General features: G+C 65.5%; 16 protein-coding genes. 4 read left to right on the top strand and 12 right to left on the bottom strand.

The window, feature by feature from the left end; all coding sequences use genetic code 11:
- Positions 1-20: 20 nt before the first annotated feature.
- From AC1C2N_RS07930 to AC1C2N_RS07895, 8 genes are all read right to left on the bottom strand, one after another.
- Positions 21-1142 (bottom strand): class I SAM-dependent methyltransferase, encoded by a 1122-nt coding sequence (locus AC1C2N_RS07930; protein WP_495433567.1) that lies wholly within the window; start codon positions 1140-1142, stop codon positions 21-23.
- Positions 1143-1228: 86 nt separating this feature from the next.
- A complete protein-coding gene (locus tag AC1C2N_RS07925) occupies positions 1229-2677 on the bottom strand; it encodes a DUF2062 domain-containing protein (protein WP_495433566.1) in 1449 nt (482 codons plus the stop codon).
- A 39-nt stretch (positions 2678-2716) separates the two neighbouring features.
- A complete protein-coding gene (locus AC1C2N_RS07920) occupies positions 2717-3130 on the bottom strand; it encodes a heat shock protein transcriptional repressor HspR (protein ID WP_483406124.1) in 414 nt (137 codons plus the stop codon).
- A 3-nt stretch (positions 3131-3133) separates the two neighbouring features.
- A complete protein-coding gene (locus AC1C2N_RS07915) occupies positions 3134-4123 on the bottom strand; it encodes a DnaJ C-terminal domain-containing protein (RefSeq protein WP_483406125.1) in 990 nt (329 codons plus the stop codon).
- A 5-nt stretch (positions 4124-4128) separates the two neighbouring features.
- Positions 4129-4782 carry a nucleotide exchange factor GrpE gene (locus AC1C2N_RS07910; protein WP_483406126.1) on the bottom strand — a complete coding sequence of 218 codons (654 nt, stop codon included), beginning with the start codon at positions 4780-4782 and terminating at the stop codon, positions 4129-4131.
- Between the two features lie 2 nt (positions 4783-4784).
- Positions 4785-6650, bottom strand: a complete 1866-nt coding sequence (gene dnaK / locus AC1C2N_RS07905; protein WP_495433565.1) for a molecular chaperone DnaK — start codon at positions 6648-6650, stop codon at positions 4785-4787.
- Between the two features lie 323 nt (positions 6651-6973).
- Entirely contained in the window at positions 6974-7402 is a 429-nt protein-coding gene (locus AC1C2N_RS07900) for a hypothetical protein (protein ID WP_495433564.1), read from the bottom strand.
- Positions 7399-8934: a PspC domain-containing protein gene (locus tag AC1C2N_RS07895; protein WP_495433563.1), complete on the bottom strand. Its 1536-nt coding sequence runs from the start codon at positions 8932-8934 to the stop codon at positions 7399-7401. Before AC1C2N_RS07895 ends, AC1C2N_RS07900 begins: the two co-directional genes overlap by 4 nt.
- Before the next feature lie 114 nt (positions 8935-9048).
- On the opposite strand from AC1C2N_RS07895, the gene AC1C2N_RS07890 reads away from it, so the two are divergent.
- Both AC1C2N_RS07890 and AC1C2N_RS07885 read left to right on the top strand, forming a co-directional pair.
- Complete coding sequence (locus AC1C2N_RS07890; RefSeq protein ID WP_495433562.1) at positions 9049-10266, top strand: ATP-binding protein; 1218 nt, start codon at positions 9049-9051, stop codon at positions 10264-10266.
- Positions 10253-10945: a LuxR C-terminal-related transcriptional regulator gene (locus AC1C2N_RS07885; protein ID WP_495433561.1), complete on the top strand. Its 693-nt coding sequence runs from the start codon at positions 10253-10255 to the stop codon at positions 10943-10945. The genes AC1C2N_RS07890 and AC1C2N_RS07885 overlap by 14 nt, the downstream gene beginning before the upstream one ends.
- A gap of 100 nt (positions 10946-11045) precedes the next feature.
- Here the strand turns inward: AC1C2N_RS07885 and AC1C2N_RS07880 are convergent, their stop codons facing one another.
- From AC1C2N_RS07880 to AC1C2N_RS07865, 4 genes are all read right to left on the bottom strand, one after another.
- Positions 11046-13691 carry a glycoside hydrolase family 2 protein gene (locus AC1C2N_RS07880; RefSeq protein ID WP_495433560.1) on the bottom strand — a complete coding sequence of 882 codons (2646 nt, stop codon included), beginning with the start codon at positions 13689-13691 and terminating at the stop codon, positions 11046-11048.
- A 90-nt stretch (positions 13692-13781) separates the two neighbouring features.
- Positions 13782-15152: a type 2 periplasmic-binding domain-containing protein gene (locus tag AC1C2N_RS07875; RefSeq protein ID WP_495433559.1), complete on the bottom strand. Its 1371-nt coding sequence runs from the start codon at positions 15150-15152 to the stop codon at positions 13782-13784.
- Positions 15153-15262: 110 nt separating this feature from the next.
- A complete protein-coding gene (locus tag AC1C2N_RS07870; RefSeq protein WP_483406135.1) occupies positions 15263-16147 on the bottom strand; it encodes a carbohydrate ABC transporter permease in 885 nt (294 codons plus the stop codon).
- Between the two features lie 5 nt (positions 16148-16152).
- Positions 16153-17325: a carbohydrate ABC transporter permease gene (locus AC1C2N_RS07865; RefSeq protein WP_483406136.1), complete on the bottom strand. Its 1173-nt coding sequence runs from the start codon at positions 17323-17325 to the stop codon at positions 16153-16155.
- A gap of 123 nt (positions 17326-17448) precedes the next feature.
- Between AC1C2N_RS07865 and AC1C2N_RS07860 the strand changes: the two genes are divergently transcribed.
- Both AC1C2N_RS07860 and AC1C2N_RS07855 read left to right on the top strand, forming a co-directional pair.
- On the top strand, positions 17449-18510 hold the full coding sequence (locus AC1C2N_RS07860) for a LacI family DNA-binding transcriptional regulator (RefSeq protein WP_495433558.1): 1062 nt from the start codon (positions 17449-17451) through the stop codon (positions 18508-18510).
- Positions 18511-18515: 5 nt separating this feature from the next.
- A complete protein-coding gene (locus AC1C2N_RS07855; RefSeq protein ID WP_495433557.1) occupies positions 18516-19853 on the top strand; it encodes an MFS transporter in 1338 nt (445 codons plus the stop codon).
- The last annotated feature ends 4 nt before the right edge of the window (positions 19854-19857 follow it).

Raw genomic sequence — 19857 nt, 5'->3', positions numbered from 1 at the left:
CGCCAGCGCACGTCCCGGAGTCAGCTCCTGGTCGACGCCGTCACCGTGAACTTGGCGTTGCGTCCGATCTGACGGGTCGGGCCGATCTCGCGCTCAAGCGCTGACCGGTAACCAAGGTGGGAATTCCACACAGCCCACAGTTCGCCGCCTGGCCTCAACACGCGTGCGGCCTCCGCGAAGAGCTTGTGCGCGATGCCGGCGTGCACGGTGGCGCCGACGTGGAACGGCGGGTTGAGCAGGATCAGCGACGACGATGCGTCCGGCTGCATCGACAACCCGTCGTCGCGCACAACCGAGACCCGATCGGCGACGCCGTTCGCGAGCGCGGTCTCACGGGCGGATGCCACGGCGGCAGCCGACTGGTCAGTCGCGGTCACGCGCATGGTGGGCCGGGCGCGAGCGAGGGCCGTGGCGAGCACCCCGGTGCCGCAGCCGAGGTCGATGGCATCAGACGCATCGGGCACCGCGTCGAGGACCTCGAGCAGGAACCGCGTACCGATGTCGATCTTCGTACCGGCGAATGCAGCACCGTGCGCGACGACCCACAAGCCGAGGTCGGGGTGGAACTCGCGCGCCGGCCACGCCGGTTCACCGCTGACACTCACTGGGTCACGGGCAATGAGCACTCGGGATTTCTGCTGCGCGAGCGACGCGGTCACGGTGCCGAAGGACCGCGCGAGCACGTCGTTCATCGCTCGGGTCATGTGTTTGACCCGCCCGCCGGCATACACCGTCACGTCCGGCTCGGCATGCCTCGCGATCAGTTCGGCGATCTCGGCGAGCGCGTCGAGCGAGCGCGGCAGCTGCAGCAGCACCACCCGTGCACCTCGAAAAAGGGTGGCGTCCAGCGGAAAGTGGCTCACGGCATCCGTCATGGACAGCGCCCTGGCATTGGCGTCGAGTGCACGTTCGCCGGACAACTCATCCTGATGTGTACGGATGCCTGTGGCCCCGTCGTGCGCCGCAGCGAGGGTGAGTGCGCCGTACCGGTCGCCGACGACAACGGTCTCTCCGCTGCCCGCTGCGCGGAGTACGTCAGCCGCTGTTTCGAGGATGAGCCTGTCGCTGGCGTCAAACGCGAAGAGGTTGTCGGCTTCGATGTCTGGCCAGCGGCGGAGCCGGTCGAAGGCGAAGTCAGTCACCTGTTCAGGGTATCTCCCCGGCTCACCCCGATTCGCCTGGTTCGCCCCGGTCCGGCATCCCCGGACCGGGCGAGCTCGGTCTGCGGTCAGCCCTGGCGGTTCTTCGGTTCCCCGTCGGACGGATCTGTGCGCCCTCGAGCCGGTTCAGCCGGGGTCGGCGTCCCCGGGTTCGATGCTCCCGGTGTCTGTGCCCCCGGTGTCTGTGCTCCCGGTGCCTGTGCCCCCGGTGCCTGTCCGGCGTGCGTCGTTCCGGCGTTCGGGGTACCTCCGTGTGTGGTGCCAACTGGAGTGTTCGCGCCGGCACCGTGCTCACCACCGGCGGACACCCGGTGGTCTGCTGGCGCCTGTTCCCTGAAGACGTGAGCCATCCACCACCAGCTGAGCAGACCGATAGCCGCATTCACGACGAGACTGATGAGCAGGAAGAGCAGGGCAAGACCGAGCGCTGTCGGTGCAAAGTTGACGCTGTCCATCCACTGCATCTGGCCCGGGTCTCCGAAGTTGCGGAAGTCGTCGGGATCGTTGAAGTCCGGGTCCCACACATTGAAGAGACCGGTGATCGGCGAGCTGAGCGCGCTGAGGAAAAAGTTCCCGACGACGGCGATTCCGAGTCCGCTCCAGGTCACGGCAACCGGCCTGTTGACCGAGTGGCTGCGCAGGATCCACAGGCTGGAGAAGTAGCCGAGGAGCCAGATGATGATGCCGAGTATCAGGGCACCGATGAGCCACGGAAGCAGGGTCGACCACGCCTCTCCGATGAAGCTCTCGATCTCCTGGGGCTGTGGTCCTCCGTTGGGAGAGAAGTCATCGGGATCGTTTCGGGCGGCCCAGCCGATAATCGTGCCGAGGAAGGCGCCGAGCAGAGCGATGACGAGCGGGATGGCGATCATGGTGAAGCCGAGAGTCATCAGCGTAAACCCGACGGCACCGGCGATCATGGCCCCGCGGCGCTGGCGAGGAGCAAGCGGCGGCCGCGGCGGGGTGACCGGACCGGCAGCGCGGGGAACATAGTTTCTCGGCGGCTGGGGACCGCCGGGACGAGGCGGGTACCCCGGCTGCGGCGGGTAACCCGGCGGGTAGGGTTGACCACCCTGCTGGGGCGGATAACCGCCCTGTTGCTGCGGATAACCACCCGGTTGTGGCGGGTATCCACCCTGCTGCGGGGAGCCGGCCTGCTGCGGGTAGCCGACCTGCTGGGGGTAACCGGCATGCTGCTGCGGCGGGTAACCCGCATGCTGCTGCGGGTAACCGGCCTGGGGCTGACCCTGGTTGATCGTGGGCGAGGTTCCGGCCTGCTGGCCCGGCACCTGCTGGCCGCTTATCTGCTGGCCCGGAACCTGGTGAGCCGCCGCCTGCTGGACCGAACCCGGCGCCTGATTGGCATCGGGAGGAGGAGGGGGCGGGCTTCCGGGAGGTGGCGCCTGGGGCGATCCTGGTGGTGGGCCATCGGCGGCGTTCGAGCCCGTCGGTGGCGGTGTCTTGGCTTCAGCGCGTGGTTTGCTTTTCCTGCCCGCCGGCGGCTTCTGCTCGCTCATGCGGTCAGCATAGACCGGGACTTCCCGGGCCGAAAGGGACTAACGCTGGAACGGTCTCCAGACGACGAGCTCGGTCCGGCGCTGTGCCCTCGTGCCGCTCTTGAGCGGCACGACGTCGCCCTGCGAACCGGCGGCGAAGACCCGTCGGCCTGGCGACTTGAGCATCTCATCCGCGAGCGCGTGCTCAAGCTCGCGAACGCGCGACGACAGCGAAGCGACCTCGTTCTCGAGGGCGAGAATGCGGCCGATGCCCTCGAGGCTGACGCCCTCGGCACTCAGTTTGGCGACCTCGCGCAACTGCACGACATCCCTCATCGAGTACCGGCGGGACTTGCCGGCCGTTCGGGTTGGCGAGACGAGGCCGAGCCGGTCGTACTGCCGCAGCGTCTGCGGGTGCAGTCCAGCCAGCTCGGCCGCTATCGCGATCGCGAAGATCGGCGAATTCTCGTCCACGCTCTATCCCCTCGCGCGTGCGATCAGGTCTTCGCGAGGGTTTTCTCGGGGTTCCACCTCGTGGAATCGCTCGAGGGCCTCGCGTGCCTCAGCACTCAGGTGCGAGGGCACGGCCACCTGAACAACGGCGAGCAGGTCGCCGGTGCCCTTCGAGGTAGCGACACCCCTGCCCTTGACCCGGAGCACACGACCGGACGGCGTTCCCGGTGCGACTCGCAGCCGCACGGGTTCCCCGCCGAGTGTCGGCACCTCGATCGTCGCGCCGAGCGTCGCCTCGACGAACGTCACGGGGACGTTGACGCGCAGGTTGAGTCCGTCGCGCTCGAACACCGGGTGCTTGCGCACGGATACCGACAGCACGAGGTCACCCGCTGGCCCTCCGTCCGGAGACTGGTGGCCCTTTCCGCGCAGCTTGATCTTCTGCCCGTCGGCGACACCCGCCGGGATCTTGACCTTGATCGTCCGCCCCTCCGCGGTCTGCAGGGTGATGGTGTCACCCTTGACCGCGGTGAGGAAGTCGATAGTGGTGGATGCCGTGACGTCACGTCCCGGCGTCGGGCCACCGAACCCACGGTAGCCACCGGAGGGCTGGCCGAAGCCACCGCCCCGGCCGAAGACGCCACCGAGGATGTCCTCGAAGTCCGCCTGCTGGTAGCTGGTGCTCGTGCCACGAGCACCCCCACCGAACATGCCGCCGAAGACATCGTCAAAACCGCCCGCCTGTCCGCCGCCACCGGGAGCGGTGAACCGTGCACCGGATCCCATGGCGCGAACCGCGTCGTACTCCTTGCGCTGTTCCGGGTCGTTGAGGACCGAGTAGGCCTCGCTGAGCTCCTTGAACTTTGCTTCGGCCTTCGGGTCGCCCGCGTTCGAGTCCGGATGGTATTTCCGCGCAAGCTTGCGGTAGGTCTTCTTCAGTTCAGCCGGCGTGACATCCTTCTTCACGCCAAGAACCTTGTAGAAGTCCTTGTCGAACCAATCCTGACTTGCCATCGTTCCTACTCGGCGGGAACAGCGACGACGACCTTCGCCGCGCGGAGGAGGGTCGAGCCGACCATGTAGCCCGTCTCAACGACATCGAGAATTGTTGCGATCTCAACGTCGGGACTCGGCTGCTGGAAAATCGCCTCGTGGATGTTGTGGTCGAACGGTTCACCCTTCGCGCCGAACGGGACAAGGCCCAGTTTGGTGACGCTCGTGCGGAGCTTCGCGGCGATCGCCGTGAACGGGGTATCGCCCTCGAGGTCGCCGTGCTTCTCGGCACGGTCGAGGTCGTCGAGCACGGGAAGGAGGGATTTGACGACGTCACCGGTCATCCGCTCACGGTCAACCTCGCGGTTCGCCTCCGTGCGCTTGCGGTAGTTGGCGTACTCGGCGCTCAGCCGCTTGAGGTCGACCAGGTGCTCGTGCTCGGGGTCTGCGTCTGCAGCACGCGCCGCCTCGTTCTCGGCGTCCTCGGTCTGGACCGCGTCGAGGATGTCCTGAACGGTCAGCTCGTGGTCGCCATCTTCGGGCAGTTCGGCCTCGGGGACGTCGGTCTCCGATACTTCGGGGTCCACCTGCGACCGAGGGCCGGAAGCCGTAGCTTCCGACCCTTCGTTCACTGGCTGAACCTCGTCACCGTTTTCTGGAGTCGGGTTCGTGTCAGTCATTGTTATTTCTTGTCGCTTTCCTCGTCGTCGATTACTTCAGCGTCAACAACATCCTCATCGGATGCCGTCTCAGCCGGCTGCTCGGTTCCCGCTGCTCCCGCTGCTGCGTCGGCCTGCTGGGACTGGGCGTAGATGGCCTCGCCGAGCTTCGTCTGGCTTTCGTTGAGCTTATCGAAGGCGGTCTTCACGGCTGCGTCGTCGTCGCCAGCGAGCGCTGACTTCAGTGCGTCAACGTCGCCCTGCACCTCGCTCTTGACGTCTTCGGGAAGCTTGTCGTCGTTTTCCTTGATGAGCTTTTCGATCGAGTAGGCGAGCTGCTCTGCGGTGTTGCGGGTCTCGGCCGACTCACGGCGGGCCTTGTCCTCAGCAGCGTGCTCTTCCGCCTCGCGGACCATGCGCTCGATGTCTTCCTTGGCGAGGGACGATCCACCGGTGATGGTCATCGACTGCTCCTTGCCCGTGCCCTTGTCCTTGGCGGACACGTGCACGATGCCGTTGGCGTCGATGTCGAAGGTGACCTCAACCTGCGGGACTCCGCGCGGCGCCGGAGCGATACCGGTCAGCTCGAAGGTTCCGAGGTTCTTGTTGTCGCGGGTGAACTCGCGCTCACCCTGGAACACCTGGATCGCAACGGACGGCTGGTTGTCGTCTGCCGTCGTGAAGGTTTCGCTTCGCTTCGTCGGGATGGCCGTGTTGCGCTCGATGAGCTTGGTCATGATGCCGCCCTTGGTCTCGATACCGAGAGACAGCGGGGTGACGTCGATGAGCAGAACGTCCTTGCGCTCACCCTTCAGCACACCGGCCTGGAGTGCGGCGCCGACAGCGACGACCTCATCCGGGTTGACGCCCTTGTTGGGCTCCTTGCCGCCGGTCTCCTGCTTGACGAGTGCCGAAACGGCGGGCATGCGGGTCGATCCACCGACGAGTACGACGTGGGCGATGTCGCCCACCTTGATGCCGGCCTCACGGATGACGTCCTGGAAGGGCTTCTTGGTGCGGTCGAGGAGGTCAGAGGTCATCTGCTCGAACTGCGCGCGGGTCAGGGTCTCGTCGAGGTTGACCGGGCCGTTCTCCGTGAGGGAGAGGTACGGCAGCTGGATCGACGTCGACATGCTCGACGACAGTTCCTTCTTGGCCTGCTCGGCGGCTTCCTTGAGACGCTGCTTGGCGATCTTGTCGTTCGAGACGTCGACGCCTGTGGTCTCCTTGAAGCGCTTGATGAGGTACTCAACGATGCGCTGGTCCCAGTCGTCTCCACCGAGGCGGTTGTCACCGGCGGTCGCGCGAACCTGGATGGTCGAGAAGTCGTCGTCCTTGCCCACTTCGAGCAGGGAGACGTCGAACGTTCCTCCACCGAGGTCGAAGACGAGGATGAGCTCGTCTTCCTTGCCCTTGTCGAGGCCGTACGCGAGCGCTGCGGCGGTGGGCTCGTTGATGATGCGGAGGACGTTGAGTCCGGCGATCTCACCGGCTTCCTTCGTGGCCTGACGCTCAGCGTCGTTGAAGTATGCGGGGACCGTGATGACGGCATCCGTCACCGTGTCACCGAGGTACTGCTCAGCGTCGCGCTTGAGCTTGGCGAGGATGCGCGCCGAGATCTCCTGGGGCGTGTACTTCTTCTGGTCTACTGCGAAGGTCCAGTCGGTTCCCATGTGGCGCTTGACCGACGCGATGGTGCGGTCGACGTTGGTGACTGCCTGGCGCTTCGCGGTTTCACCGACGAGGACCTCGCCGTCCTTCGTGTATGCAACCACAGACGGGGTGGTGCGGAGCCCCTCAGCGTTTGCGATGACGGTGGGCTCGCCACCTTCAAGTACGGCCACACAAGAGTTGGTGGTTCCGAGGTCGATTCCTACTGCACGTGCCATGTGTCTATTTCTCCTTTGAGACCGCGAACGGTCTGATTCGATGTTGGCCGGGTATGTTGGCCCGCAATTCGAAGTGTGTGATGGTCGCTCATAGTTGAGCGCCGATGACTCAAGTTTACCGAACCGCCGACGGCTGTCAACTTTTGTCGGCAAATCTTGAGCCGGGTCGACTCAAGTTTCCGGGCGCGGTTGACAACCGGAACCGCCCAACCTCGGGTGTACACGACGACCGGATGACACGCCAGAGGCGGCCATCGAAATGGCCGCCTTTGGCGTGTCTCTGGTGCGCCCCTGGACCGCCCGAAGCCGGCATCCGGGAGTCCTCAGTCGGTGCGCCGAAGCGCCGCAGCGATCCCCGCGATGACGAGGACAACTCCCCCGGCGACGAGAGCCACGATCAGCCAGGTGCCCGCATCGAGGCTGAAGGGCACGAGCGCATTGGTCACCATGAAAGCGGCGAAGACGAGCAGGATCACGCCCCACAGGATGGTGCCGAATCGAGCGTGCCGCCGTTCAGAACCACGGGATGCCGCCCGGTCACCCGTGCGATCCTCGAGTCCGGAAAACAGGGCACCGGTCGCGTCGGTTGACGGGTCGGTTGCTTGGTCTGGGGCCGGACCGGCTGCCCCGGCGGTGGCCGGTTCGGAGGAGGCCACTGTACGGGGTTCGATCGGGGTGGAGTCGCCGACGCCCCCGGCGGTGAGATCGCCGTTGCCGTTGCCGTTGCCGTTGCCGTTGCCGTTGCCGTTCATCGTGCACTCCTCGCGTTGTTCTCAAGGTCGACGCTTCCCGCACCGATCCAGATCCGGACCGTCGTGGTGTCACCCTCCGAGGTGTTACCGAAGCGAAGCACCTGCCGGTACAGCGCCGCTCCCCTCTCCCGCCGCTCGCCGTTATCGACGTCGCTGATACCGGCGACACCGCCGGCGACCTCGAGGATGACGGGGACGTCCTGCGGGAGAATCAGGTCGACGGTTCCCGCTGCAAGCCACAGGTCAACGGTCCCGCCGGTCTGAGCACCGCGATCATCCAGCGCCGAGAGATCAAGCGTCGGCGATCCAGCCGCCATGGCGAATCCCGACGTGGATTCTGCCGGAGCATCGGTCACCTGCCAGGTCGTGTTGCCGAAGACGGAGAGCGCTGTTCCGCGCGGGAACACTCCCACGAAGAGCAGTGCGAGAACCGCGACGACGGCAAAGAAGCCGAGCCAGCCACTCTCACGACCGCGGATGCCGGCAATGACGGTGGCGAGCGCCAGCACTCCGAGTGCGGATCCTGTGCCGATCACCACCGCGGTGTCTGACATCGTGGTGTACCCGAGGGCAATGGCGACGAAGACGCCGGTGAGCACCGCCAGCCCGAGCGAGATCGAGACGAAGGCGGCTCCGGGCTGGCGGGAACGGTAGCGCTCCTCGTGCTCACGCCGTTGCTCAGCGTGAATGGCCGCGCGACGCCTGCGCTCGGCATCCCGCTCGGCCGCGCCTGGCCGCTGCGGCGGGTTCCAGACCGCGCCGTACACCCGGGTTCCCTGGTCTGGGGCGGAGTGAGCTGCTTCAGCCGTTGCGAACCAGGGCTCAGCGCCGGCCGGGGTGGCTGCGGGAGCAGGACCGAACCCGTATTGCGCGCCCGCCCCGGCATCCGGTGTCGAATCAGTGCCGACGCCGGTCGACGGACGCTCGTGAGGTGCCTGCGCCTGGTTCGGTGCTGCCTGCACCGGGCTGGTCCAGAAATCGGCGTGCGAGCGGGGCTCGGGCTGGCCGGGGGCCTGTGCTCGAGCGGACGGCACCCGCCGTGCGATGACGACGGTGAGCCAGATGAGCCCGGCGATGAGGGCGAGTGTCCAGCCCGTGCTGAGCGTCGACTCGAGCCACCCGGGCATATTCCACGCGTCGGGGGCACCCCGCCACCAGATGCCCTGCATGAAGGGGAGAAAGGCAAGTGTGACAAGAATGATGATGGCAATCATGGCCGGGTCGAAAATCCCCTTGAGGGCCCGTTCGGCGTATATGCGGCCAGAGCTGTCGGGCAGCAACGCCCACGCGATCGCGTAAAGGAACAGTGCGGGGCCACCGAGCAGGGCGACGACGAGGACGACGCCGCGCACGATCAGCGGGTCAAGGCCGGTGTGCCGGGCGATGCCACCGGCGACTCCGCCGAGCCAGGCGTCGTCTGAACGACCGATACCCGTTCCCCGGATCCAGTCGAAGAAGGTGACCTGTGGCACAGGCTGCGTGTGGCTGTCCGGTGCCGGTGGGGCGTCTGGTGTTGACGGTGCTTCGTTCATACTCCGAGTGTGGCGCTCACCGGCACGCCGCTGCCATGAGGGATCCCCCGGATCGGACCCTGAGATTTCGGATTTCGGTCCCTCGGTGAGTATCAGGGGTGCTTGGATTGCAGCATGGACGCAGCGCTGATGACCCGCCCCCGCGTCCGACTCGTTGGCGGGGTGTGCGCTGGTTTTGCCGAGCACACCGGTCTGCCCCTCCCCCTCGTGCGGACGTCTGCGGTGATACTCGCCCTGTGCGGCGGAGCGGGGATGCTCCTCTACGCCTGGTTGTGGGCGACGACACCGGTCGCGATCGAGACCGCCGACCCGGTGAAGCGCGCGCTCACCAAACCCCACGACGAAGACACCCCGTCGTCACCGCCGGAACGACGGGCACCGGTCACCGAGGTGCTGCTCGGCCTCGCGCTGCTCGCCGCCGCCGCGGCTCTCGTCGCCTCCCGACTCGGCGTCGATGTTCCGCTCTCCTTTGTCATCCCGGCCATCGTCGTGCTTGGCGGAGCCGGACTGGCCTGGCGCCAGTTCGACGATCTCAGGCGCCAGCGGTCCTCCTCGTCATCGGCGCTGCTCGTCCGGGCGCTCGGGGCGCTCATTCTCGTCGCGGTCGGAATCCTCCTGTTCTTCGTCACCGGCGACGAGCCCAACGTCTGGACCGTGTTCGTCGCCGCGATCGCTGTGCTGTTCGGAGTCGCGATCGTGGTCGCGCCCTGGCTGGTCCGACTCACCCGTGACCTCGCCGACGAGCGGGCAGCGCGCGTGCGCGAGGCCGACCGGGCGGAGATCGCGGCGCACCTCCACGACTCCGTGCTGCAAACCCTTGCGCTCATCCAGCAGAAGGCCGGGCCGGCGAGTGAAGCATCCCGGCTCGCGCGCGCACAGGAGCGTGAGCTGAGGGACTGGCTGTTCGCGGGCTCCCCCGGATCCTCGGTCGAGTTCGCCGATGAACTCCGCCGAATCGCCGGGGTGATCGAGCAGGACTATGCCGCCCTCATCGAGGTCGTCGCCGTCGGCCAAAGCCAGACCTCTGTCCCTGACGCGCTCCTCGGCGCCGCTCGCGAGGCGATGCTCAACGCGGCACGGCACGCGGGTGGCACCGTGTCCGTCTACCTGGAGTCGTCGCCGACCGCCATCGAGGTCACCATCACCGACCGCGGGCCGGGGCTGAACCTCGACGAGATCCCCTTCGACAGGATGGGGATCCGCGAATCGATCCTCGGTCGCATGCAACGCATCGGCGGCACAGCCGAGCTGACAACCGGACCGGGCGGCACGGGCACCGAGGTCCGCCTTCTTCTGCCCCTGACCACTGGAGCCGACCATGCCGACAGATGAATCGAACCACCCCGAGGCCTCGAGCGGCCCGGACCTCACCGTGGTCATCGTCGATGACCATTCGATCTTCCGCTCCGGTCTTCGTGCCGACCTCGCCGACAGCATCCGGGTCCTGGGCGAAGCGGCGACGGTCGATGACGCCATCGACCTCGTTCTCGCGACCCAGCCGCAGGTCGTTCTGCTCGATGTTCATCTCCCCGGCGGCACAGGGGGTGGGGGCGCCGAGGTCATCCGGCGGGCAGCGCCGCAGGCCCCGAACACACGGTTCCTCGCACTCAGCGTCTCCGATGCCGCCGATGATGTCGTGACGGTTATCAGGGCGGGGGCCCGCGGTTACATCACAAAGAGCGCATCGGGTGCTGACGTGTCGGATGCCGCGCGGCGCGTTCGCGACGGAGATGCCGTGTTCTCGCCCCGGCTCGCCGGGTTCGTCCTCGACGCGTTCGGCGCGGTCGCGGGAGAAATCGCGGAGGCCTCGGATGAGCTCGATCGCCTCTCTGCGCGAGAGCAGGAGGTGATGCGCCTGATCGCGAGGGGCTACTCGTATAAGGAGGTAGCGGCATCCCTCTTCATCTCGGTGAAGACCGTGGAAACCCACGTCTCCAGTGTGCTGCGGAAGTTGCAGCTGTCGTCGCGGCACGAGCTCACCGCATGGGCGCTTGCCCGCAAGCTGCTCTGAGCCCCGCACGTACGAACGTCTCTACGTGCACCCCGTCCCCCGGCGGCGGATGCGATCGTGCTGCATCCACTGCCTGGCGGTTTACCCGGAGTGGGCAGATCTAGCCGAGCCGCGCGGCATCGACGACCGCTCGCGCGAGGGTCGCCGCGACAGGCGATATGGGCTGCGCGTGCCGCAAGCGCAGCGTCGTGAGTGTCACGCTGCCCTCACTCCAGCGCACGGTGGCTGTCGTCGTCGCAGCTCCGCGCAACCAGCCGGAGAAGATCCCCGAGTAGACCCTGGCGGAACGGATGGCGTTCGGAATGCCGGTGAGCACGTGCTCGCCGAGCAGATCCTCGAATGCGATGCCGAGGAGAGCACTTCCAGGCACGTTTGCGAACGGACCCGAGCGGTCAAGCCATTCGCTGCGCGGCACCCAGTCGCCGTCACCAGAGCGCGGGCCGACCCGACCGGCGGTGAGCAGGTCGAATGCCCCGTCGAGGGCACCCGGCTCTTCGACCAGCACGAGCACGCGTCCGCCGTCACTGGCGTGTGCGCGGGCAGCGGCGTCGAAAACGGTCGTGACCAGGAGTGAATCCGGTTTCAGCTCGGCATCGCAGCCAAGCCCGATGGACCGTGCCCAGTCGGCGATGCCGCTGTCTGCGGCAACAATCGCGCCCCCGGCATCCGCACCGACGGGTGCGACGACCACGAGGTCGGCGGCGTCGCGAGCAGCCACCTCACCGTTCACGACAAGTTCTGCGGCGAGCTCGTACTGGCCGGGCTCGCCCGGCACGGGCACTGACACGCGCGCGGTCGACCAGCGCTCGGCGTCGTCCGGGATCGTGGAGATCTCGACGCCATCGAGCAACACCCGGACGGTACCCGCAACAGGAGAAGATGCCGATCCGGTGCGAGCGGGCACCGTCGTGACGCTCAGCGCGAGGCTGTCACCGGTGACGGCGCTGTATGCGTCCGGCCGGAGGGCGATTGCCCGGTCGCCATTGGCGAGGGCAAAAGCCGCGGTACCCGCCTTCGGCGTGCGGTTCATGTCGAACAGCCCGTTGGCCTCCCACTGCACATCGCTCAGCTGCGTCAGCACGTATCCGCTGATGCTCGGCTGCATCCGGATGGATGTGGTCTGGTAGCGGTTCGCCACGAGTTGCGCGTGGTGCAGCTGGGCGACGAGGCCCTCCCACGTGCCGAAGACGCGGTCGAGACCGAGTTCACCGAATCGTTCCATCAGGCGGGTGCCTTCTGCAGCGCCGTAGGCCCAGTTGGCGCCGAGGCCGAACCACCACGGTTCCACCCCGTCGGTGTACTGGTCGCGCACGACCGGCAGCGCCCAGTTTCCGAACTCGGAGAGCATGAGGGGCTCGGTTCCGGAGCGTTCCGCGTCGCCGTACGCGGAGTACGTCCAGTCGGGACGGGCGGCGAATTCCTCGATCTTCTCGTCCCATTCCCGACGCGACTCGGGGATGCCACGGTAGACGTGGTAATCATCGACATCCGAAACCATGTGGAAGTTGGGGAAGCACGCGGAGTTGTCGACGACGAGCGAGCCGCGAGCAACAGCCTTGATCCGGTGGAACGCGTCGGCGAGCCAGCGCCGCTGGCGTCCGCTCGTCATGTCGAGCCCCCAGGACTCGTTGATGATCGTCCACATGACGATGCTCGGGTGATGCTGGTCTGCGGCGATGAACCGCTCGAGCATCGCGAGTCCCTCGTCTGCGCCGCTTTGGGTCCAGACCATCCAGCTCGGGAGTTCGGTCCAGACCAGCATTCCCATCCGGTCGGCGATCTCGTAGTAACGCGGATCGGGACGCTTGATGTGCACGCGGAGCATGTTGAAGCCAAGCGCACGAGTCTCGTGCAGCAGCTCTTCCCACTCCTCGGTGCTCTCGGGGATCGGTGCCGAAGAGGGGTGGTAGTCCTGGTCGAGAACCGCACGTACCTCGAGCTCGTGGCCGTTGAGGAAGAACGCACCGTCGCGTGCCTCGATCGTGCGGAAACCCGTGTTCCGCGAGACGACATCGGCTGTGCCGTCTGTCGCCTCCAGCCTGAGCGTCACCGTGTAGAGCGTGGGCTGGTCGATGCCCCACAGCTGCACATCCGGCACTGTGACAGTCCCGTTGTACTGGCCGTCCTGTTCTTCCAGGTCGGCTCGAGCGACGACCTCGTCGCCACGGCTGACCGTCACCTCGGCCCGCGCCCCGGGGACCGAGGCAATGGCGCGAACATCGATGGTGCCCGTCGGGGCATCCGCCCGTACCTCGATCTCGGCGATGTGGTGCAGCGGCCTCGACTCGATGAAGACCGACTGCCAGATGCCCGCCGAGGTGCCGTACCAGGACTGCTTGCCGTGTGGGATCTCGAGGTAGCCGGGCTCAGTGTCGGTGTCAGCGCGCGGCGGATAGGCAACAATCACATCGAGTGAGTTCGTCCCGGCGGTCACAACGTCGCTCACGTCGAAGGAGAAGGCTTCCCAGGCGCCGACGTGGGTTCCGACCACGGTTCCGTTGAGCCTGACCTCGGCGGAGTGGTTCACTCCGTTGAACACGAGGTGCGCAGCCCCGGTGCCTGGCGTCCAGTCGAACGTGCGCCGGTACCGGACGCTCTCGTGCGAGTCCCCGTGTCCGGCCAGCTGAGCGGTCCACGCGCCGGGCACGGTCACGGCCTCGAGCCGCCCGCCAGCGTCGTCGCCGTCGAGGAGTTCGAGCTCCCATCGGCCGTCGAGGGAGAGTCGTTCGCGAGGGTGCAGGCTCATGTGCCCATCCTTCTTGATAATGAGTGGATCAGAGCCGTGGCCCGCCCCGAAAACGGGAGCGGGCCACGATTGTGTTGCGAATCAGTCCTGCTACTTCAGTTCCTGGCCGACGCGCTGCTGCGCCTCGGTCAATGCTGAGTCGAGGTCTTTTCCGTTGAACCAGACCTCTTCGAGCTGCTTGTGGATCAGCGACTTGATCGCCGTCCAGTTCTCGACCTGCGGCACGAAGCTGATGTTCTCGAGCGCCGTGTCGGTGTAGTTCGCCCGCTCGGGAGCGTTCTGGTAGTCGGCGGATTCAACGACCGAGACGCGAGGCGCGATGTGCCCGGTCGCTGTGGCCCAGACACTCGTGTTCTCGTAGAGGAAGGAGGCGAACTCGAGCGACGCACGGTACTTCACCGGGTCGTTGTCCTTCTGCACGGGCAGCACCCACATGTGCGAGGACGCCCAGACGGCGGCTTCGTCCATGATTGTCGGGAAGTCGGTGACCGTGTAGCCAAATGTAGCCGTCGATGCGTACTCGTTGACGCCCCACGTACCGTTGACGAGGATTGCGGACTCGCCGTTCTTCCACTCCTCGATCGAGCCCGAGTAGTCGGCCGTGGTGTGGATGTAGCCGTTGTCGATGAGTTCCTGGAGCAGCTCCATCGCGGCCTTCGCCTCGGCGGAATCGACGTTCGCCTCACCGTCGACGATGAGGTCAGAGCCCTGCTGGCGCACGAACGAGTAGAACATCCGCCATGCCATGTCGTCGTTGGCGAACCCAACGGACATCAGAGCCTTGCCGGTCTTGTCTTTGACAGCCTGACCCATGGCCATGAGCTCGTCGGCGTTGGTCGGCATGACGGGCCGGCCGTCCGCGTCCATGTAGCCGGCAGCGCCGAGGACATCGGTGTTCACGTGGGCGAGGATCGCGTGCGAGTCGAACGGGACCGCGAAGGTCTTGTCGTCGTAGGTGACCGAGTTCTGAGCCTGCTCGGTCGCGTCATCCATGTCGATGTCGAGTGCTGCGGGGTCGAACGACACCAGCTGGGCACGTCGCGCGTAGTCCGACAGCGCGTAATCGTGCAGGTTCGCGATGTTCGCGGGTTCTCCACCGGCGATCGATGCGTTGAACGCGTCGTAGTACGAGTTCCAGTCAGCACCGCCGAGGCGTTCAACGGAGATGCCGTGCTCGTTCTCGGCGTTGAACTTGTTGGTCAGGATCTGGATCGCTTCACACTCGGATGCCGCCATGGCGGGGTCGGTGACGCCCTTGGTGGTCTCCTCGCAGTCGCCGAACATGCGCGACATCGTGATGCTGGTTCCCTTGAGCTGCTCGTCTGTAACGGCTTCGATCTTCGCCGTCATGTCATCGTCTCCGGCGGCTGTGCCGGTTCCGGTTCCAGTGCCACAGCCGGCGAGCAGCATCGATGCTGCCGCGACTGTCGCGAGAACCGCTGGGATGCGTTTTCCGTTCATGTCTGTTCCTGTCTTGTTAGTGGAGTGCTTGTTACGGGTGTTCTTGTTACGGGTGTTACGAGTGGACCTGCAGCACAAATGCAGGGGGATGCGGTTGCGGGGCTGGTGCCCTACTTGCCGCCTGAGGTCATGGAGATTCCGCGGATGAGATGACGCTGGAAGAGCAGGAAGATGATCAGCAGCGGCAGCGAACCAACGAGCCCGCGCGCCATCAGGCTGCCGAGTTCGGTGGCCTGGGCGAAGTTGCCCTGCAGCGACGCAAGTCCAGTGGTGATCGTGAACATCTCGCTCTTTGTCGCCGACACGAGCGGCCACAGGTAGTCGTTCCAGGTCTGGACGAAGGTGAAGATTCCGAGCGCGAACATGCCGGGGGTAGCCAGCGGGAGCATGATCGAGAAGAACGTGCGCCAGGGTCCTGCGCCGTCGACGCGCGCCGCTTCCTCCATCTCCAGCGGAATCTTCGAGAAGAACTGCGTCATCAGGAAGACACCGAGGGGAGCGGCGATCCGCGGCAGGACGAGCGCAGCGTAGGTGTTGTGCATTTCCACGTCTGCGACCATCGTGAAGAGCGGGATGAACATCGCCTCCTTGGGGATCATCAGACCCGCGAGCACAGTGGCGTAGACGAACGTGCGGCCGGGGAACTCGATCCGCGCGAAGGCATAGCCCGCCATTGCGCAGAGGAGCACCGTCAGGACCGTGGTGAGGATGGCCACGATGGCGCTGTTGAGGAACCAGCGGCTGGTGAGTCCGACGGAAAAGACGCCGAAGACATTGTCGAGCGTGAAGTCCCGCGGGATGAGCCCGGTGACTCCCTGGCTCAGCGTCGCGTTGTCGCTGAGCGCGAGCGACAGCATCCACAGCATGGGAAGAAGCCAGACCAGCGCGGCGACGATCATGGCGAGGTGCCACCAGGTCGCACGCGTCGCGGTGTGCCGTGATGCGGTAAGACCGGGCTGAGCGGCGCTCGTCTTCCGGGTCGAGGGAGGGCTCATGACGTTCACTTGGTGTCGTCCTTTCCGAGGAAGCGCATCTGGACGACGGAGACGATCAGCATCAGTGCGAAGAGGAAGAGCGACATCGCCGACGCGTAGCCGAGCTCGAAGTCGCGGAAACCGGTCTGGTAGATGTGCCGGATGAGCACCTCGGTCGAGGTACCTGGGCCACCACCGGTCATGATGTTTACCTGGCCGAAGACCTGGAACGATGCAATCGCCTGCATGACCATGACGAGCAGGATGACGTGGCGGATGCCGGGAAGCGTCACGCTCACAAACTTGCGCCACGGGCCGGCACCGTCAAGTGATGCTGCCTCGTAAAGCGACTTGTCGACATCCTGGAGTCCGGCAGCGAACATGACGAGGTTGAACCCGACGGTCCACCAGATCGTGGTGATGATGACGGCGGTGAGCGCTGTGTTCGAATCGCTCAGCCAGGGAATCGGGTCGATGCCGAGCGGGGTGAGGATCTGCGCGAGCAGCCCCTGCCCCGGTGAGAGGAAGTACGTCCAGATGAGGGTGACGACGGAGACCGGGAGGATGTACGGGAGGAAGAACGCCATCTGGTACCAGCGGGATCCGCGTCGCTGTCCCTGCAGGGCAAGCGCCATGACGAGTCCGAGCAGGGCGATGATCGGAGTGGAGATGGCCGTGAACAGCAGGGTGTTCTGCAGGGCGATCCAGAATGTCGGGTCGTACCAGTAACCGTCTTTTCCCGGCGCAAAGCCGAGGGCGACGAACACCCCGAGCAGGCCGAGCACGCCGGAGACACTCCAGACACTGATGTGCCTGCGCTTGATCGGACCGACCAGCAGCGCAGCAACGAGGGCGAGCACGCCGATGCGCCACCAGAGCAGGTTGGTGATCGACCACTGAATATTGACGCCCCAGAGCATCCGCTCATAGTTTTCGAGGCCGATGAACTCGCGGACCGAACCGAGCAGGTCCCAATCGAAGAAGCTCATCTGGGCAGCCTGGACAACGGGGTACAGCACAAAGATGAGGTACAGGACCGCGAAGGGAGCGACGAAAGCGAAGCCGTACTTCAGGCCGGCCTGAGAACGCCGTTTGCGGGGTAGTCGCGGTGGGCGCTTCCTGGTCGCTTGGGCCGCTTGATCGAGCGTCAGCGTCATCGATTCCTTGCCTTCCGGTTTGCCACGTTGCAAAAACTGCACGGGAGCTATTGTGTTCACTCCCGCGATGCTTTGTCAAAACGCCGTCGTGCGTACCTTTGCCACGTTGCACAAACCGGTTCACCGCTGCTCCACTTTGTAGGCCAAGATGGTCGAGGAGGGAACATGGCAACCAACATTCACGACGTCGCGAAGCTTGCAGGCGTGTCCCCCCGGACGGTCTCCAACGTCGTCAATAACTACGTGCACGTCAGGCCCGACACGAGGCAGCGCGTCCAGGACGCCATCACCAAGCTCAACTACCAGCCGAACATCTCCGCCAGGCGGCTCCGCCAGGGCAACACGAAGATGCTCGGCTTTGCCGTGCCCGAGCTCTCCCAGCCGTATTTCGCCGAACTGTCCGAACTCGTCGAACGATCTGCCCAGCGGCGCGGATACACGGTCATCGCAACCCACACGCAGGGAACGAAAGAGCGGGAACTGCGCACCCTGAAGAGTTTCAGCTCGCACCTCGTCGACGGGCTGATCTTCAGCCCGATGTCCCTGACCAGGGAAGACCTCTACTCGGCTCCCCCGAGCGTGCCCACCGTACTCATCGGCGAACAGATCTCGACGTCGTCCTATACGACCATCGCGATCGACAACGTCGGTGCTGCACGGGAGATCACCGCGCATCTCATCGCCTCGGGACGACGCCGTATTGCGACGGTGGGAGCGTACCGATCCGACGACTACCGGAGTTCGCGGTTGCGACTGCAGGGCTTTCAGGAAGCCGTGTCGGCCGCGGGGCTCAGCCTCGACCCCGAGCTGCTGCTCTACACGGATCGGTTCGGCACTGCAGCCGGCCACGACGCTGTCGGCCGCGCGCTCGCCGCAGGCATCCGTTTCGATGCCCTCGTGTGCTTTGCAGACGTCATCGCGTTCGGCGCGATGCGCGCGCTCGCAGACGCGGGCCTGCGGATGCCGGAGGACGTCGCCATCGTCTCGATCGACGACGTGCAGGAGTCGACCTACTCGATTCCGTCACTGACGTCCGTTGCACCCGACAAACAGGCGATCGCCGACCGAGCGGTTGACACCCTCGTCGACGCCATCTCCTCGGAGCGGGTGAACCCGCGCAGCATCGAAATCGGGCATCGTCTTGTCGTGCGCGAGAGCTCAGGTGCACGAGCCGAAGACGCGGCAGGACAGGATTCGGGTGCGAGCCTCCCCGTGCCAGTAGCCTGAACAGCATGACGACGAACGCGGGCAATGGTGCAGCGATAACAGCAACCCCCCTCTCCGAAACTCCGACGAAAACCTCGACCAAACAGGTACTGGCGTGGGGCTTGTGGGACTGGGGATCCGCGTCGTTCAACGCCGTGATCACCACGTTTGTCTTCACCGTCTACCTCACGAGCGACGCCTTCGGCGAGGAAGCCGCCGTCTCGGCACAGCTCGGCTGGGCGCTCGGCGCCGCCGGTCTGTTGATCGCCATCCTCGCCCCGGTCACCGGACAGCGCTCAGACAGTTCGGGCCGCCGCAAGTTCTGGCTCGCCGTCAACACGTACATCGTCGTCGGGATCACCGCGGCCATGTTCTTCGTCGAGCCCGACCCAAGCTTCCTGTGGCTGGGACTTTTGCTCGTCGCCGCAGGCAATATTTTCTTCGAATTCGCTGGCGTGAACTACAACGCGATGCTCGCCCAGGTCTCGACGCCGACGACTATCGGACGGGTGTCAGGCATTGGCTGGGGCCTCGGCTATATCGGTGGAATCGTGTTGCTGCTCATCGTGTACTTCGGCCTGATCCAGCCCGAGGTCGGCATCTTCGGAATCACGGGCGATGACGGCATGGACATCCGGGTGACCGTTCTGATTTCCGCGATCTGGTTCGGTCTGTTCGCCCTGCCGGTGCTCTTCTTTGTTCCCGAGTACAAGGGCGTCGGCGCGCGGCGCGACAAGGTCGGATTCTTCGCCTCGTATCCCCGGCTCTTCGGCGACATCAAGAAGCTCTGGAACGAGAGCAGGCAGACCGTGTACTTCCTGATCGCGAGCGCGGTCTTCCGTGACGGGCTCGCTGGAGTGTTCACATTCGGTGGTGTGCTCGCCGGTGGCTGGTTCGGTTTCTCGCCGGGTGAGGTCATCATCTTCGCCATCGCCGCGAACGTCGTCGCGGGTATCTCGACGATTACCGTCGGTCTGCTCGACGACAAGCTCGGCGCAAAACCGGTGATCATGGCATCCCTCATCGGGCTCGTGCTCGCCGGTCTTGCCGTCTTCTTCCTCCACGACGGTGGTGCGCTCATGTTCTGGATCTTCGGACTCGCGCTCTGCCTGTTCGTCGGCCCGGCGCAGTCGGCCTCACGGTCGTTCCTGGCCCGCCTCATCCCGGCCGGCCGCGAGGGAGAGATATTCGGCCTGTACGCAACGACGGGTCGTGCCGTGTCGTTCCTCGCTCCGACAGCGTTCGCCATCTTCATCACCATTGGCGGAGAGCAGTACTGGGGAATCCTCGGCATCATCCTCGTCATCCTCGTCGGACTTCTCCTGCTGATCCCGGTGCAGGCGAAGCAGAAGCAGCTGGCGTAGCACG

Source organism: Mycetocola sp. Y791 (assembly GCF_059445325.1).
Note: the sequence above shows the minus strand (reverse complement) of the source record. Positions and strands in the feature narration are given on the sequence as shown.